13 protein-coding genes and 1 pseudogene are annotated in these 13,909 nt (G+C 72.0%); 6 read left to right on the forward strand and 8 right to left on the reverse strand.

The window, feature by feature from the left end; translation table 11 throughout:
* Window positions 1–44 precede the first annotated feature (44 nt).
* The 8 genes and pseudogenes from ACFVFS_RS03295 to ACFVFS_RS03330 form a co-directional block, all read right to left on the reverse strand.
* Window positions 45–1,133 carry a PDR/VanB family oxidoreductase gene (locus ACFVFS_RS03295; RefSeq protein WP_380619507.1) on the reverse strand — a complete coding sequence of 363 codons (1,089 nt, stop codon included), beginning with the start codon at window positions 1,131–1,133 and terminating at the stop codon, window positions 45–47.
* Window positions 1,134–1,337: 204 nt separating this feature from the next.
* On the reverse strand, window positions 1,338–2,252 hold the full coding sequence (locus tag ACFVFS_RS03300; RefSeq protein WP_380619509.1) for a metal-dependent hydrolase: 915 nt from the start codon (window positions 2,250–2,252) through the stop codon (window positions 1,338–1,340).
* A 220-nt stretch (window positions 2,253–2,472) separates the two neighbouring features.
* Window positions 2,473–3,252, reverse strand: a complete 780-nt coding sequence (locus ACFVFS_RS03305; protein WP_380619511.1) for an IclR family transcriptional regulator — start codon at window positions 3,250–3,252, stop codon at window positions 2,473–2,475.
* A 218-nt stretch (window positions 3,253–3,470) separates the two neighbouring features.
* A pseudogene (locus tag ACFVFS_RS03310) lies at window positions 3,471–4,183 on the reverse strand (catalase); the annotation flags it as partial.
* 273 nt (window positions 4,184–4,456) lie between these two features.
* On the reverse strand, window positions 4,457–5,830 hold the full coding sequence (allB, locus tag ACFVFS_RS03315; RefSeq protein ID WP_380619513.1) for an allantoinase AllB: 1,374 nt from the start codon (window positions 5,828–5,830) through the stop codon (window positions 4,457–4,459).
* Window positions 5,831–5,962: 132 nt separating this feature from the next.
* Window positions 5,963–7,105: a glycerate kinase gene (locus tag ACFVFS_RS03320; RefSeq protein ID WP_380619515.1), complete on the reverse strand. Its 1,143-nt coding sequence runs from the start codon at window positions 7,103–7,105 to the stop codon at window positions 5,963–5,965.
* Between the two features lie 240 nt (window positions 7,106–7,345).
* A complete protein-coding gene (locus tag ACFVFS_RS03325) occupies window positions 7,346–8,233 on the reverse strand; it encodes a 2-hydroxy-3-oxopropionate reductase (protein WP_380619517.1) in 888 nt (295 codons plus the stop codon).
* 43 nt (window positions 8,234–8,276) lie between these two features.
* Window positions 8,277–9,134 (reverse strand): TIM barrel protein, encoded by an 858-nt coding sequence (locus ACFVFS_RS03330; RefSeq protein ID WP_380619519.1) that lies wholly within the window; start codon window positions 9,132–9,134, stop codon window positions 8,277–8,279.
* Window positions 9,135–9,304: 170 nt separating this feature from the next.
* On the opposite strand from ACFVFS_RS03330, the gene ACFVFS_RS03335 reads away from it, so the two are divergent.
* From ACFVFS_RS03335 to pucL, 6 genes are all read left to right on the forward strand, one after another.
* Complete coding sequence (locus ACFVFS_RS03335; RefSeq protein ID WP_380619796.1) at window positions 9,305–9,556, forward strand: thiamine-binding protein; 252 nt, start codon at window positions 9,305–9,307, stop codon at window positions 9,554–9,556.
* Window positions 9,553–9,942 carry a helix-turn-helix domain-containing protein gene (locus ACFVFS_RS03340; protein WP_380619521.1) on the forward strand — a complete coding sequence of 130 codons (390 nt, stop codon included), beginning with the start codon at window positions 9,553–9,555 and terminating at the stop codon, window positions 9,940–9,942. The genes ACFVFS_RS03335 and ACFVFS_RS03340 overlap by 4 nt, the downstream gene beginning before the upstream one ends.
* Before the next feature lie 373 nt (window positions 9,943–10,315).
* Complete coding sequence (locus tag ACFVFS_RS03345) at window positions 10,316–11,383, forward strand: hypothetical protein (RefSeq protein ID WP_380619523.1); 1,068 nt, start codon at window positions 10,316–10,318, stop codon at window positions 11,381–11,383.
* Between the two features lie 437 nt (window positions 11,384–11,820).
* On the forward strand, window positions 11,821–12,324 hold the full coding sequence (gene uraD, locus ACFVFS_RS03350) for a 2-oxo-4-hydroxy-4-carboxy-5-ureidoimidazoline decarboxylase (RefSeq protein ID WP_380619525.1): 504 nt from the start codon (window positions 11,821–11,823) through the stop codon (window positions 12,322–12,324).
* Between the two features lie 78 nt (window positions 12,325–12,402).
* The gene (gene uraH / locus ACFVFS_RS03355; RefSeq protein WP_380619527.1) at window positions 12,403–12,738 is read left to right on the forward strand and encodes a hydroxyisourate hydrolase; all 336 of its coding nucleotides are present in this window, start codon (window positions 12,403–12,405) and stop codon (window positions 12,736–12,738) included.
* Window positions 12,739–12,766: 28 nt separating this feature from the next.
* The gene (gene pucL / locus ACFVFS_RS03360; RefSeq protein WP_380619529.1) at window positions 12,767–13,687 is read left to right on the forward strand and encodes a factor-independent urate hydroxylase; all 921 of its coding nucleotides are present in this window, start codon (window positions 12,767–12,769) and stop codon (window positions 13,685–13,687) included.
* Window positions 13,688–13,909: the final 222 nt, after the last annotated feature.

A 13,909-nucleotide genomic window follows, 5' to 3' on the forward strand; every position in this document is an offset into this window, starting at 1 on the left:
CCGGCGTCCGGCGTCCTGCGTCCTGCGTCCTGCGACTGTGGGCGCTACAGGTCGAGGACGAGGGTCTCGCCCCCGGCGGCGCGGGAGACGCAGGGCAGCAGGGCTCCGGCGGCGCGCTGGTCGGGGGTGAGGCGGCGGTCGCGGTGGTCGGGGGCGCCGGCCAGCAGGCGGACCTCGCAGGTGCCGCAGAAGCCCTGCTTGCAGGAGTAGGCGAGATCGGGGCGGGCCTCGCGGAGCACGTCCAGGGCGGAGCGGTCGGCGGGGACCGCCAGGTCGGGGCCGTCGGCACCGAGGCGGACGGTGAACGGCTCGCCGTCGGTGACCGGGGCGGCGCCGAAGCGTTCGAAGTGCAGGGCGGAGGCGGGCGAGGCGTCGAGGGCCCGCTGCACGGCGGCGAGCATCGGGGCCGGGCCGCAGCAGTAGACGGCGGCACCGCGCGGGGCGTGGGCGAGCAGTTCGGCGCCGGTGGGCGGGCCGCCGTGCTCGTCGTCGGTGCGCGACCGGACCCGGCGCGGGTCGAGGGCGCTCAGCTCGGCGGCGAAGGGAAGGGTGTCGGCGCTGCGGCCGGTGTGGACCAACTGCCAGTCCAGGCCGAGTCGCTGGGCCTCGCGGGCCATCGGGAGCAGCGGGGTCACCCCGATGCCGCCGGCCAGCAGCAGGACGGCCGGTTCGGCGCAGAAGGCGAAGCCGTTGCGCGGGCGGCGGGCGGTGAGCCGGGTCCCGGGGTGGAGGGTGTCGTGCACCTCGACCGAGCCGCCGCCCCCGTCGGAGAGGCGGCGCACGGCGATCCGGTAGCCGGACCGGTCGGCGGGGTCGCCGCAGAGGGAGTAGTGGCGTTCGCGGCCGGAGGGGAGGGTGAGGCGCAGGTGGGCGCCGGGCTGCCAGCCCGGGAGGAGGCCGCCGGAGGGGTCGGCGAGGGTCAGTTCGACGGCGTCGGCGGCGACGTCGCGGCGCCCGGTGACGACCAGTTGGAGCACCGGGGTGGGGCGGCCGGGCGGACGCCGGGGGTTGCGGCGCAGCAGCGGACCGCCGAGGGCCGGGCTGTAGCGGTCGCCGAACGCGGTGAGGAAGCGGAGGAAGGTGTCGGCGCGCGGTCGGCCGTAGAGGTCGGGGGGCGGGGTGCGCAGGTCCATCCGGCGGGGTCCTTGGGGGCTCGGGTCCTGGTGGGGAGGGCGGCTGACAATTGACAGCTGACAGATTTCAGATGACGGATAACAGATGACAGATAACGTCAGCTGTCATCTGTCAGCCGTTCTCCGCGGGCTGCCGGCCGTCGGGTGTCCGGCTCCGGCGGCTGGCGGTCGACAGTCGGCGGTCAGCGGCCGGCGGCCAGCCGGTCAGCGGCCCGCCGCGGCGCGGGCGGCCGGGGAGGTCGCGAGGTAGCCGAGGGCCTGGCTGGAGGAACCCTCCTGGGTGGGGTGGTAGCCGGGGCGCAGGTAGCGCAGCCCGGAGCGGAGCGACCCGACCGGGTCGGGCAGCAGTCCGCGCCGGGCGATCCGGCCGGCCTCGCGCCAGGTGGGCTTGAGCCGGCCGTCGAGGGTGGGGTCGGCGGCGAGCATGAAGCGGGCACCGCGTACCCAGAGGTGGACCAGCAGGGGTCCGGAGACCAGCATCCCGCGGATCCGGCGCGCGTAGCCGGGGTCGAGGTGCACCATCAGGTCGAAGGCGACGCTGCGGTGCTCCACCTCCTCGGCGCCGTGCCAGCGCAGCAGGTCGAGCATGGTCGGGTCGGCCTTGGCGCGGTCCAGGCCCGGGGAGTTGAGCGCCCAGTTGCCGAGGAAGGCGGTGAAGTGCTCGATCGCCGCGACGAAGGCCACCCGCTCGATGACGTTCTCGCGCCGGCGGGCGGCGGACAGGCCGGGCTTGTCGCCGAGGACGCGCTGGAACAGCCAGGCGATCTGGCGCACGTAGGGGCGCGGGTCGAGGCCCTGGCCGAGCAGGTGGTCGAGGACCTCCTGGTGCGCCTCGGCGTGGATGGCCTCCTGGCCGATGAACCCCATGACCTCCTCGCGGAGTTGCTCGTCACGGACCATCGGCAGGGCCTCCTTGAAGACCTTGACGAACCAGCGCTCGCCCTCGGGCAGGAGCAGGTGCAGGACGTTGATGATGTGGGTGGCCACCGGCTCGTCGGGGATCCAGTGCAGCGGCAGCCCGGCCCAGTCGAAGCGGACGTCGCGGGGTTCCAGGACGAGGCCCTCGTGCACCCGGGCGGCGGGCTCGGCGAGGGCGGGAACGGGGGTGGGGCTGGGCATGGGAGGGCCCTCCTGACCTGCGGGTGGCGGCTCGACCCGGCACAACGTACTCGCGAGTAGGACTTGCCACAAGGGTTTCGACAGCCCTTATCGACATCGAGTCTAATAAGTGATGCGCGGCACGGGGCCCCGTCGGCGGCCCGGGCAGCAAGCCCCGGAACCGCCCCAGGAAACGCGAAGACCCCGCCGGAGCGGGGTCCCTGGGCGTACGCGGTCCGGGTCAGACCGCCATCGCGAGCATCAGCGGCGCGGCCCGGGCTGCGAGCAGTTCGGCCGCCGCCTTCAGCCGGTGCACGTTGTCGACCGGCATCGAGGTGGCCAGGCAGCCGACCGTGCTGCCGGCGGTCACCGGCACGGCCGCGCAGACCGTGCCGAGGGCGTACTCCTGGATGTCCAGCACCGGCACGGTGGCGGGCTGGCGCTCCAGGCGGTGCATCAGCTGGTCGGCGTCGGTGACCGTCCGCGAGGTGAGCCGGGCCACCGGGTGGCGGGACAGGTGGTCCCGGCGGGCGTCGTGGTCGAGCTGGCTGAGCAGGCACTTGCCGATCGCGCTGGCGTGCGCGGTGGCCCGGAAGTCCACCCACTCCTGCACCGCCGGCGCGCCCTCCGACGACGAGACCGCCTCGACCGACAGCTCGCCGTCCTGGTACCGGCTGAAGTACACCGCGGCACCCAACTCGTCGCGCAGCTCAGCGAGTTTGCTGTCCAGCCGGGCGCGGACCAGCTGCTCGCGGTTGTGCTGGCCGAGCAGCGCGAAGGTGCCGCCGAGCACCCAACCGCCGTCCTGACAGGACAGGTAGCCCTCGATCTCCAGGATCTCCGCCAGTCGGCGAACCGTCGGCAGCCCCAGGGAGGTCTCCCTCGCCAGGGTGACCAGGGTGGCACCGCCGGGGTGCCGGTCGACCGCCTCCAGCAGTCTGAGGGCGTGCTGCAGGGAGGTGAACGAACCGGGCACGCCCTGCTCCGGTACGGCGTGACGGCCCGGGGCTGGTGTCGACATGTCGTCCCCTTCCGATGTCCCCCCGCGGCGTGACCGGCGGGTAGGGTCCAGCCTATCGACCGCCGGACGCCGCCATCGCCTCCTCCCGGGATATTCGGGCCGACCCGGTGGAACACTTGACTGGCATATGCCTCACCGCGCCCCCTCGTACCCCCTTGCGACCGGGTGGCCGTTCGGCCGGGTACCGGCTCCCGGCCGCAGCGGGCGGTGACGCCCGGTCAGCGCCCGTCGGCCTCCCGGAGTTCGGCGACGGCGGCCGCCAGGCGGGCACCGCACTCCTCGTCGGCGGCACGGAAGTGGGCGAGGTTCGGCTCGACGACGTCGTCCCGGCCCACCTGGGCCAGTGAAGCCGCCAGGTTGGCGATCAGCCGGTCCCGCTCGGCCCGCGACATCAGCCGGTCGAGCTCGCCGGCCTGGAAGAAGTCGTCGTCCTTGGCGTGCGCCGGGGTGGCGTGGGTCCCCGTCCAGCCGGTCAGTCCGGTCGGGGCGGCGAGCGCCGCGTCCGTCTGGACCGGGCCGTCGTAGGAGTTGGGCTCGTAGTTCCTCGCGCGCCCGGCGGCGTTGCGCGCGCTGTACCCGTCCCGGCCGTAGTTGGCCGCGAGGTGGCGCGCGGGGCGTTGACCGGCAGCTGGGTGTGGTTGACGCCGAGGCGGTAGCGCTGGGCGTCCGCGTAGGCGAACAGGCGGCCCTGGAGCATCTTGTCGGGGGACGGGCCGATGCCGGGCACGAAGTTGTTCGGGGAGAACGCCGCCTGCTCGACCTCGGCGAAGACGTTCTCCGGGTTGCGGTTGAGCACCAGGCGGCCGACCTTGACCAGCGGGTAGTCGGCATGCGGCCACACCTTGGTGAGGCCGAAGGGGTTGAAGCGGTAGTCGGCGGCCTCGGCGACCGGCATCAGCTGCACGTGGAGCGTCCAGGGCGCGTACGGCCCGCCGCTTCCGCCTCGCCGGCCGGGCCCTCGCCGCCCCCGGCCGGGCGATCCGCACCCGGTCGCCGGGCTGGCCGCGCCGGCGCCGGGGCTCGCGGCCCTCGCCCATGTCGGGGGCGCGACCGGGAGCGTCCAGGCGGTTCAAGTGGGGCGAGTGGTGCGAGCGGTATGCGTGGTTCGGGCCGTCCGGGCCGTCCGGGCCCTCCAGGTCATCCGGGCCGTACAGGCCACCGGGGCTATGCGGGCCGCCCGGGTCGCACTGGTCGTGCGGGCGGCTCAGGGAGCGAAGGCGGCCGAACCCGGCCGGACGAGCTGGACGCCGAAGGGCTCGCCGGCGACGTCCACCACCCGGCCGCGCAGCCAGGTGGTGCGCACGACACCGGTGAGCGTGCGGCCCGCGTACGGGGTGACCGGGTTGCGGTGGTTCAACTCGGCTGCCTGGACAGCGAATTCGCTGTCCGGGTCGAAGGCGACCAGGTCGGCGTCCCGGCCGACCGCGATGGCGCCCTTCCGCCCGTCCAGGCCGGCCAGCCAGGCCGGCCCCTCGGACATCCAGCCGACCACGTCGGCGAGGGTGTGGCCGCGCCGCCGGGCCTCGGTCCAGACCGCCGGCAGGCCCAGTTGGAGGGAGGCGATGCCGCCCCAGGCCGCCGCGAAGTCGCCGCTGCCACCGTGCCCGGGCAGCAGTTTGAGATCGGGGGTGGACGGCGAGTGGTCGGAGACCACGGCCGCGAACTCCCCCGCCGCCAGGGCCGCCCAGAGCGCGTCGCGGTTGTCCTCGTCGCGGATCGGCGGGCAGCACTTGAAGGCGGTGTCGCCGTCCGGTATCCGCTCGGCGGCCAGGGTCAGGTAGTGCGGGCAGGTCTCGGCGGTCACCTCGACGCCCTCCTCGCGGGCCCGGCGCAGCAGCGGCAGCACCGTCGCCGAGGAGACGTGCAGGACGTGCGTCCGGGCACCGGTGCGGCGGGCCGCCTCCAGCAGCCGGGCGACGGCGGCGGTCTCCGCAGCGGCGGGGCGGGAGGCGAGGAAGTCCCGGTAGCGGACGCCGGGTTGCTGCGGTGCGGCGGCCAGCACCGCCGGGTCCTCGGCGTGGACGATGGCCAGCGCGCCGAGCCGGGCCTGCTCGGCGAGCGCGGCCTCCAGTCCGTCCGCCTCCAGGTGCGGGAACTCGTCGACGCCGCTCGGCGCGAGGAAGGACTTGAAGCCGAACACGCCGGCGCGGTGCAGGGATTCGAGGTCGGCGAGGTTGTCGGGGACGGCGCCGCCCCAGAAGCCGACGTCCACCCAGGCCTGACCCTCGGCGGCCTTGCGCTTGGCCTCCAGTCCGGCGGGCGTCGTGGTGGGGGGCACCGAGTTGAGCGGCATGTCGACCACGGTGGTGACGCCGCCCGCCGCGGCGGCCCTCGTGGCGGTCGCGAAGCCCTCCCAGGCGGTGCGGCCGGGCTCGTTGACGTGCACGTGGGTGTCGACCAGGCCGGGCAGCAGGGCGGTGGCACCGAGGTCGGTCACCCGGGTGCCGTCGACCGGGAGGGAGCCGTGCGCGGCGATGCGCGTGATCCTCCCGTCCTGGACCAGCACGTCCGCGGGGCGCTCGCCGTCCGGCAGGACCACCCGGCGGGAGCGGATCACCGCGGTCTCGCCGAAGGGCATGGGGGACCTCCGAAGCCTGGTCGAGGGTGGGGTGGGTCGAAGGACGGCCCGGAGCCTAGGCCCGCCTTCAACAAAACGTCAATGGAGCTTCCGGAGAGGGTCCGCCGGGCCGGCCGGCACGGCCCTGGGTCGTCAGCGGCGCAGGAAGGCCGCCGCCAGCCGCTCCCCCGCGACCTCGGCCAGCTCTCCGGCCCTGGTCAGGCCCTCGGCGGGACTCTCGCCCAACTCGCTGAGCGCATAGGCGGCGACGAAGCCGGCCGCCCGCCACTCGCGCTCGGATAGCTCCACCCGTCCCGCGACGGCCGCCACCCGGACCCCCGCCCTGGCGGCCGCTGCGGCAACGCCGGCGGGGGCCTTGCCGTGGAGCGTCTGGGCGTCCAGGCAGCCCTCGCCGGTGACGACGAGGCTCGCCCCGCGCACCGCCTCGTCGAAGCCCAGCAGGTCGAGCAGGAGTTCGATGCCCGGTCGCATGGCGGCCCCCAGCAGGGCCAGCGCGGCGAAGCCGACCCCGCCGGCCGCCCCGGCGCCGGGGGCGTCGCGGACGTCCCGGCCCACGGTGGAGCCGACCAGGTCGGCGAACCGGGCCAGGCCCTCCTCCAGCACCACCAGGTCGTCTCCGCTCGCGCCCTTCTGCGGGCCGTAGACGGCGGCGGCGCCGCGCGGGCCGAGCAGCGGGTTGTCGACATCGCAGGCCACGACCACCTCGACGCCCTCCAGAGTGCGGGCCAGCGGGCCGGGATCGATCCGCGCCAGGCGGCGCAACGCGGCACCTCCGGAGGCCAGTTCGGCGCCGTCTGCGTCGAGCAGGGACACCCCCAGCGCCTGGAGAAGGCCGGCCCCGCCGTCGGTGCCGGCGCTGCCGCCGAGGCCGAGCACGATCCGCCGGGCGCCCTGGCCGACCGCCCGGCCGATCAGCTGGCCGACCCCGTAGGAGCCGGCCGTCAGCGGGGCGACCCGGCCGCCGGGGAGTCGGGCCAGCCCGGCGGCCTGGGCGAGTTCGACCACGGCGGTGCCGCCGCGGACGGCGAACGCCGCGTCCACCGGCAGGCCGGTGGGGCCGGCCACCTTGGCGGGGACCCTGGCGAAGCCGGCCGCGAGGGCGGCGGCCAGGGTGCCCTCACCGCCGTCGGCGACGGGCAGTTCGCGCACCTCGGTGCCCGGCGCGGCACGGCGGATGCCCGCGGCGATCCGGGCGGCAGCCTCGGCGCCCTCCAGGGCGCCCTTGAACTTGTCGGGAGCTACGACCACATGGCCCTGGCGGGGGGTGGCGGGCATGGCGTGGGCCTCACTTCCGGGCTGGGCTGGCGATGGTTCGTCAAGCATGGGGCCCGGCGGTTCCGGCAGCCCCGGCGGTCGGCTCCCGACGGCCGACGAATGACAACTGACAGCTGACAGATTTCAGCTGACAGATAGCAGATGACAGATTTTGTCAGCTGTCATTCCACCCGCCTCCCGGTGGCGCGGGCACGACCGGACAGGTACACGCCACCGGGAGGAGCTCTGGGGCCGGAACGGCTACTTCACCTCGCGGCCGGAGAGCCGCTCGACGCCGCGCAGCAGCGCCGAGTGGTCGAGCGAGCCGTCCCCGTTGGCCCGGGCCGAGGCGACCAGCTGCGCGACGACCGCGCCGACCGGCAGCGCGGCACCGACGGCCCGGGCCGCGTCGGTGACGATGCCCATGTCCTTGTGGTGCAGATCGATCCGGAAGCCGGGGGCGAACGCGCGGTCCAGCATGTTGGCCTTCTTGCGGTTCAGCACCGTCGACCCGGCCAGGCCGCCGCCGAGCACGTCCAGCGCGGCGCCGAGGTCGACGCCGGCGTTCTCCAGGAACACCACGGCCTCGGCGAGCACCTGGATGTTGGTCGCCACGATCAGCTGGTTGGCGGCCTTGACGGTCTGTCCGGCGCCGGTCGGACCGACGTGGACGACCGTGGTGCCGAGCGCGTCGAACAGCGGCCTGGCCTCGGCGAAGTCCGCCACCGAGCCGCCGACCATGATGGACAGTACGGCCTCGACCGCGCCCGCCTCGCCACCGGAGACCGGGGCGTCGAGGGTGCGGACGCCCTTCGCCCGAGCGGCCTCCTCGACCCTGATCGAGGTCTGCGGGGTGATGCTCGACATGTCGATGACGAGCGCGCCGGGCCGGACGTTCTCCAGGACGCCCCCCTCGCCCAGGATCACCTGTTCGACCTGCGGGTCGGCCGGAACCATGGTGATCACGACCTCGGCCTCCCGCACCGCCTCGGCGATGTCCGCGGCACCGTGGCCGCCGACCGCGACCAGGGCGTCGATCGGCGACCGGGTGCGGTTGTACCCGGTGACGTGGTGACCGGCCTTGACCAGGTTGGCGGCCATCGGGCCGCCCATGATGCCGAGGCCGATGAAGGCGATCTTGCGGCTCATCGCGTCGTTCCTTCTGTCCGTGTCCGTGCGTGCGGGGGTGGGATCACCGGGCGGCCGCGCGGTACTCGCGCGGGAGCCACCCGAAGCTGTCGGCACTGACGCCCGTGGACGGCCGGTACTCCAGGCCGATCCGGCCGGTGTAGCCGGCGGCGGCGAGGCGGGCGAAGAGGTCGCCGAAGTCCAGCCCGCCGGTACCCGGCTCGCCCCGCCCGGGGGTGTCGGCGATCTGTACGTGGCCGATCCGGTCGGCGTGGGCGTCGATGACCGCCGCGAGGTCCTCGCCGTTGCGGGCCAGGTGGTAGAGGTCGCACAGGAACCTGGCGTTGCCGAGGCCGGTCGCGGCGTTGACCTTGTCCACCACGTCGACCGCGGCGGCCGCGGAGACCAGCGGGTAGTCCGGGGACTCCGGCCGGTTCAGCGCCTCGATCAGCAGGATCGCGCCGATCCCGTGGGCGGCCCGGGCAGCCAGCGCGAGGTTCTCCAGCGCGAGGGCGTCCTGCTCGGCCGGGTCGACGCCCTCGACCCGGTTGCCGTACAGCGCGTTGAGCGCGGGGGTGCCGAGCGAGGCGGCGAGCGCGGTGGCGACCGGCACATTGGTCCGGAAGCGCTCCCGCTCGGACGGCACCGAGACCGTGCCGCGGGCACCGCGACCCAGGTCGTCGAGGAGGTTGAGGCCGGTGAGGCGCACGCCGGCGTCGGCGAAGGCCCGGCGCAGCGCGTCCAGTTCGGACGCCGGCGGGTCGGGTTCCCCCCCGAAGGGCCACCACAGCTCGGCGGCGGTGAAGCCCGCGGCGGCCGCGGCGGCCGGGCGCTCCAGCAGCGGGAGTTCGCCGAACAGGATCGACAGGTTGACCGTGAAGCTGTGCCGGGCGGCGGCGCTCGGGTCGGCGGCCACGTCCATCACCTCGCATCTCTCTTCCGACTGCAACCAAACTTCCGCGATACGGAAGAATGATTCTGTCTTGTGGAAGCATGTCCGGACCGCCGAGCGACTGTCAAGGCATCTACAACAGATTGTTGAAGCGGAACGCCGCCACAACCGCCGATCGCTAGAGTGAGCGGGTGCGATTGATGGTGGAGTTCACAACAGAACCGTTCGAACTGGACACGTTCCCGCCGCACGCCGCGGCGGCCCGCCGGGCGGTCGACGAGGCCGGACTGGCCGTGGCGGTCGGCCCGTTCGGCACCGGCGCCGAGGGTGAGGCGGAGCAGGTCCTGGCCGCCGTCACCACACTGCTCCGGGAGAGCCTCGACGCCGGCGCGACCCGGATATCGGTCCAGGTCAGCGTCCTCGACGAGACCGAGGATGGCGGTAGCCCGTGACCGAGCAGCCGCAACACCCGCTCGCCGCGGCACTCAAGCCGCTACTGGACGCGATCGGCGCAACGCCCGTCCCGGTGGACGAGGCGAAGCCCGAGGACGTCGTCCTGGAGTGGGAGGGCGAACGCGCACTGGCCGTCCGCCTGCCGCACCTCAGCAGCGCCCTGGACCGCTTGCTGGCCGAGATGACCCGCCAGTTCGACGGCCGCCCCCTGGCCGAGCTGGACCGCTCCGAGAAGCAGCGCGTGGTCGCACTCCTTGAGGAGCGCGGCGCCTTCACCGTCCGCCACGGCGTGGAAACCGTCGCCACAGCACTCGGCGTCAGCCGCTTCACCGTGTACAACTACCTCAACCGCCAGGACGGCTCACCTGGCACAACCTCCAAATAGGCCAGAGCACTTATGAAGGCCGGTGCGTCCGCACGCACCGGCCTTTCCGCATCTTCACACGCGCCCCAGGTCACCAGGAGCCCCGTAAGCACTATGGCCGGCCGGGCCTGTTCCTTGATCATTGAGGCACACGCCCGCCCGCATACAAGCTCGTTATACCCCTCAGCAGCCCAAGTGGAGCGCGAGTCCGAGCAAGTGGGCGAGTCCCGGGGAGCGCCCGCGTCCACGGATCGACCCAGCCTTCCGTAACGATGAGTTCACACCTGACCCTGCGGTGGCTACAGACAGCGACCGCAGGTCTTTCGCGTCGCGCAACGGAGAGTCCTCGGTGAGACGCTGGAAGCGTGGGACGAGTAGCGCCGGGAGGTAGTTCATGTGGACTCCTAAATGGTTGAAAAAGCGCCGATCCGGCAAGCAAGCACAGAAACAGGGCCGGGACGCAACCAGGGAAATCGGACTTGACAGGATAGTCGTCAGGTTTCCGCAGTTAAACTCCCGGAAGCAGTGGTATCTCTTCGGGATCTTCGTTTTTACGGATGCCGTCATCGTCCTGCTGCTCTTCATATGGTGGAGCGCCATCAATCAGAACACAACCAGTGCTTGGCCCACCATTGTGATCGGCCTCGCAACCGGCCTCATAGCCGCAGCCCTCTTCGGCCTTGGCGATGCGATCATTGCCCGACGGGCTCACGACCAATACACGGAGGAGCTCGGGGATGCCACGCTGACAGTTCTCAACGAGCAGGTGCGGAGCGTTCGCGAAACACTTTACGCGTCCATCCAGGACATGGAAAATAAGTTCGAGCGAATGAGGAGCGACCTGGAGGAACTGAAGCTGGAGTCCAACCCTACCGTCGAGGCCCAAGAGATCGGACTCGTGAAGATCCTTCCTCAGAGTTCCGGTTCGACATACCACGACGTACTGAATCGCCTCATCCGGGGAACTCCCGAGCTGATACTAATCCTAAACTTCGACCCCAAGTGGATAATAGAGCACGCCAGTGCCTTCAGGAGCAGGCTTGCGGATCCCGCGAAAACTACAATCGTCTGCATCCCCGACCTGAGGGATTCCTCCGTCCTGCGAATCCTCAACGCGAAGCACGACATTCCCGCGGAGGAGCTCAATCGAAGGCAGATTTCAATCTTTACACGACTGGAGAACCTTAGGCCAGCAAAAGAATCGAACCGCCCCTTCACGATGCTGGGGCACATCCACCTCCACACATGCCAGGTCGCCCTGGGCACGACCCAGGCAATTGTAGAGCCATACTTCACCGTCCCGTCCGACGACCGATCCGCTCCAGCATTCTGGTATCGGGGGTCGACGGCGACAAAATATGTGAGGCGATTGCATGGCGACGCCCTAGACCTTATTGGCGCTTCTCAGAACATGAGCCAATGGTTCGAGCGGCAACTCCCGACGCCAAGTAAAACATCATAGAATTCACCATTCAAAGCTGCCGGTTTGAAGCACATGAGAGCCCTCCCCCTGCTTGAGCTTCGACAGCATCCCAGGCATCGAAATCCTCGCCCTCTACCCACGACTGTCACGATCAACCCCGAGCACCTGCACGGGATGGCAACTGACCGTAGCCGGGCGCCCCGGAGCGAGGGCCGACGCCTCACAGACCGCTCGTGCGCCTCGGCGCTCCAGGCCGTCGGACCGGACGCTTGCAGGACTCTTCTCCCGGAGGTGAACGCCAGGGAGGCGGGTCGGTACGCGGATCGGCGGGGGGCACTTGCGGCCCGGCGCCCGGGAACCGGTCGGCGGGCGGGGTCGAGCGGGAACGTCACCACCGGCAGTTCAACAAAGTGTTGACGACCCGGTCCCGCCGATCTAGCTTGTGCGGGTGGCACCACTCTCCAGGAGGTCCACTCGTGACCAACCGCCCCCACGCCCTTGAGGCCCTGGCGGCCGCCGACGCCGCCGGGCTGAGGGAGATCCTGCTGGACGTCTGCGCCAGCCCCGCCTGGGCCGATGCCGTCGCGGCGAGCCGTCCGTGGCGGGACCGCCGGGCCCTGCTCGACGCCAACGCCGAGGCCGTGGCGGCACTGTCCGCCGCCGACCTGCGCGACGCGATGGCCGGCCACCCCCCGATCGGCGCCCCCAAGGAGGGCGACCCCGCCTCCGAGCGGGAGCAGGCCGGAGTCCGCGGGGCCGACGAGGCCCTGCTCGACGAACTGCACCGGGCGAACGCGGCCTACGAGGCCAGGTTCGGTCATGTGTTCCTGATCTGCGCCACCGGGCGCAGCGCGGCCGGCATGCTCGCCGCGCTGCGCGAACGCCACCCCAACGACCCCGCCACCGAGGCGGAGGTCGTCCGGGGCGAACTGCGGAAGATCAACGACATCCGCATCACCCGTCTGCTCGACGGTGCCTGACTGCCCGTCACATCGGTGCACCGCCGGCTCACGCCAACCATCCGCACCACCTCTGCCATCAGTAAGGTCACCCCACTCATGACCGGCATCTCCACCCACGTGCTCGACACCAGCCTCGGCCGCCCGGCCGAGGGCGTCCCCGTCGAGCTCGCACTGCACACCGAGGGTGGCTGGCAGGTGCTCGGCACCTCCGCCACGGACTCCGACGGCCGCGTCAAGGACCTGCCGGCCGCGGAGGCGGGCTCGGTCGTCCGGCTGGTCTTCGACACCGCCGCGTACTTCGCGCGCACCGCCGAGGACCCGCCGTTCTTCCCCGAGGTCTCGATCGTCTTCACGGTCGCGCCCGAGCAGCACCACTACCACGTGCCGCTGCTGCTGAACCCGTTCGGCTACTCGGTCTACCGTGGAAGCTAGACCGATCGATTGACATGGGAGACACGTCATGGCCCACGTACTCGGTCAGAACCAGTACGGCAAGGCGGAGAACCGCATCGTCCGCGTCCGCCGCGACTCCACCCGCCACGAGATCAAGGACCTGAACGTCTCGGTCTCCCTCTCCGGTGACCTGGAGGACGTCCACCTCACCGGGTCCAACGCCAACTGCCTGCCCACCGACACCACCAAGAACACCGTGTTCGCCTTCGCCAAGGAGCACGGCATCGAGTCCGCCGAGGCCTTCGGCGTCCTGCTGGCCCGGCACTTCGTGGACGACACCGAGCGCGGCGTCATCCACCGGGCCCGGATCCGGATCGAGGAGTACGCCTGGGAGCGGATCCGCACGCCCGACAGCGGCGCCCGCTTCATCGGCTCCGAGGAGGTCGGCCACTCCTTCGTCCGCAGCGGCCAGGAGGTCCGCACCAGCGAGATCGTCTACGACGGCGAGTCCGTCCAGGTGGTGTCCGGCCTCAAGGACCTGGTCGTGCTGAACTCCACCAACTCGGAGTTCTGGGGCTACATCAAGGACAGGTACACCACCCTCCAGGAGGCCTACGACCGGATCCTCGCGACCCAGGTCACCGCCCGCTGGAAGTACGGCTACACCGGCCGCGGCGACGAGGCCCAGCCCCACTGGAACCGCTGCTGGACCCAGGTCAGGCGGCACCTGCTGGAGGCCTTCGCCGAGACCTACTCCTACTCGCTGCAGCAGACCCTGCACGCGATGGGCACCCGCGTCCTCAACCACCGCGCCGAGGTCGACGAGGTCCGCCTCGAACTCCCCAACAAGCACCACTTCCTGGTCGACCTGGAGCCGTTCGGGCTCACGAACGACAACGAGGTCTACTACGCCGCCGACCGGATGTACGGACTCATCGAGGGCACCGTGCACCGCGAGGGCGTCGTCCCGGTCATCCCGGTCGCCTGACCCGGGGACCCCCCGCCCCCGCACCGCCTGCTTCCGCACCTCGCACCACCTGCTTCTCCGCCCCCGCCCATCGGAGACCGTGCCCACCTCGCGGCGGCCGGCCCGGGGAGCCGGAGAACCCGCCCCGAGGGACCCCTGCACCGCCGTCCCGCCCTCGGGGGTCTCCAGCGTCACGGGCACGCCGGGAGCCGGGCACAAGAGGGGCTCGACCGCCGTCCTGCT

The organism is Kitasatospora sp. NPDC057692, from assembly GCF_042799475.1.
GTDB lineage: Bacteria > Actinomycetota > Actinomycetes > Streptomycetales > Streptomycetaceae > Kitasatospora.

What these genes read in the sequence shown, in the direction of transcription:
- ACFVFS_RS03295 (WP_380619507.1), bottom strand. Translation starts at nt 1,133, where the DNA reads ATGGACCTGCGCACCCCGCCCCCCGACCTCTACGGCCGACCGCGCGCC.
- ACFVFS_RS03300 (WP_380619509.1), bottom strand. Translation starts at nt 2,252, where the DNA reads ATGCCCAGCCCCACCCCCGTTCCCGCCCTCGCCGAGCCCGCCGCCCGG.
- ACFVFS_RS03305 (WP_380619511.1), bottom strand. Translation starts at nt 3,252, where the DNA reads ATGTCGACACCAGCCCCGGGCCGTCACGCCGTACCGGAGCAGGGCGTG.
- allB (WP_380619513.1), bottom strand. Translation starts at nt 5,830, where the DNA reads ATGCCCTTCGGCGAGACCGCGGTGATCCGCTCCCGCCGGGTGGTCCTG.
- ACFVFS_RS03320 (WP_380619515.1), bottom strand. Translation starts at nt 7,105, where the DNA reads ATGCCCGCCACCCCCCGCCAGGGCCATGTGGTCGTAGCTCCCGACAAG.
- ACFVFS_RS03325 (WP_380619517.1), bottom strand. Translation starts at nt 8,233, where the DNA reads ATGAGCCGCAAGATCGCCTTCATCGGCCTCGGCATCATGGGCGGCCCG.
- ACFVFS_RS03330 (WP_380619519.1), bottom strand. Translation starts at nt 9,134, where the DNA reads ATGGACGTGGCCGCCGACCCGAGCGCCGCCGCCCGGCACAGCTTCACG.
- ACFVFS_RS03335 (WP_380619796.1), top strand. Translation starts at nt 9,305, where the DNA reads ATGGTGGAGTTCACAACAGAACCGTTCGAACTGGACACGTTCCCGCCG.
- ACFVFS_RS03345 (WP_380619523.1), top strand. Translation starts at nt 10,316, where the DNA reads ATGTGGACTCCTAAATGGTTGAAAAAGCGCCGATCCGGCAAGCAAGCA.
- uraH (WP_380619527.1), top strand. Translation starts at nt 12,403, where the DNA reads ATGACCGGCATCTCCACCCACGTGCTCGACACCAGCCTCGGCCGCCCG.
- pucL (WP_380619529.1), top strand. Translation starts at nt 12,767, where the DNA reads ATGGCCCACGTACTCGGTCAGAACCAGTACGGCAAGGCGGAGAACCGC.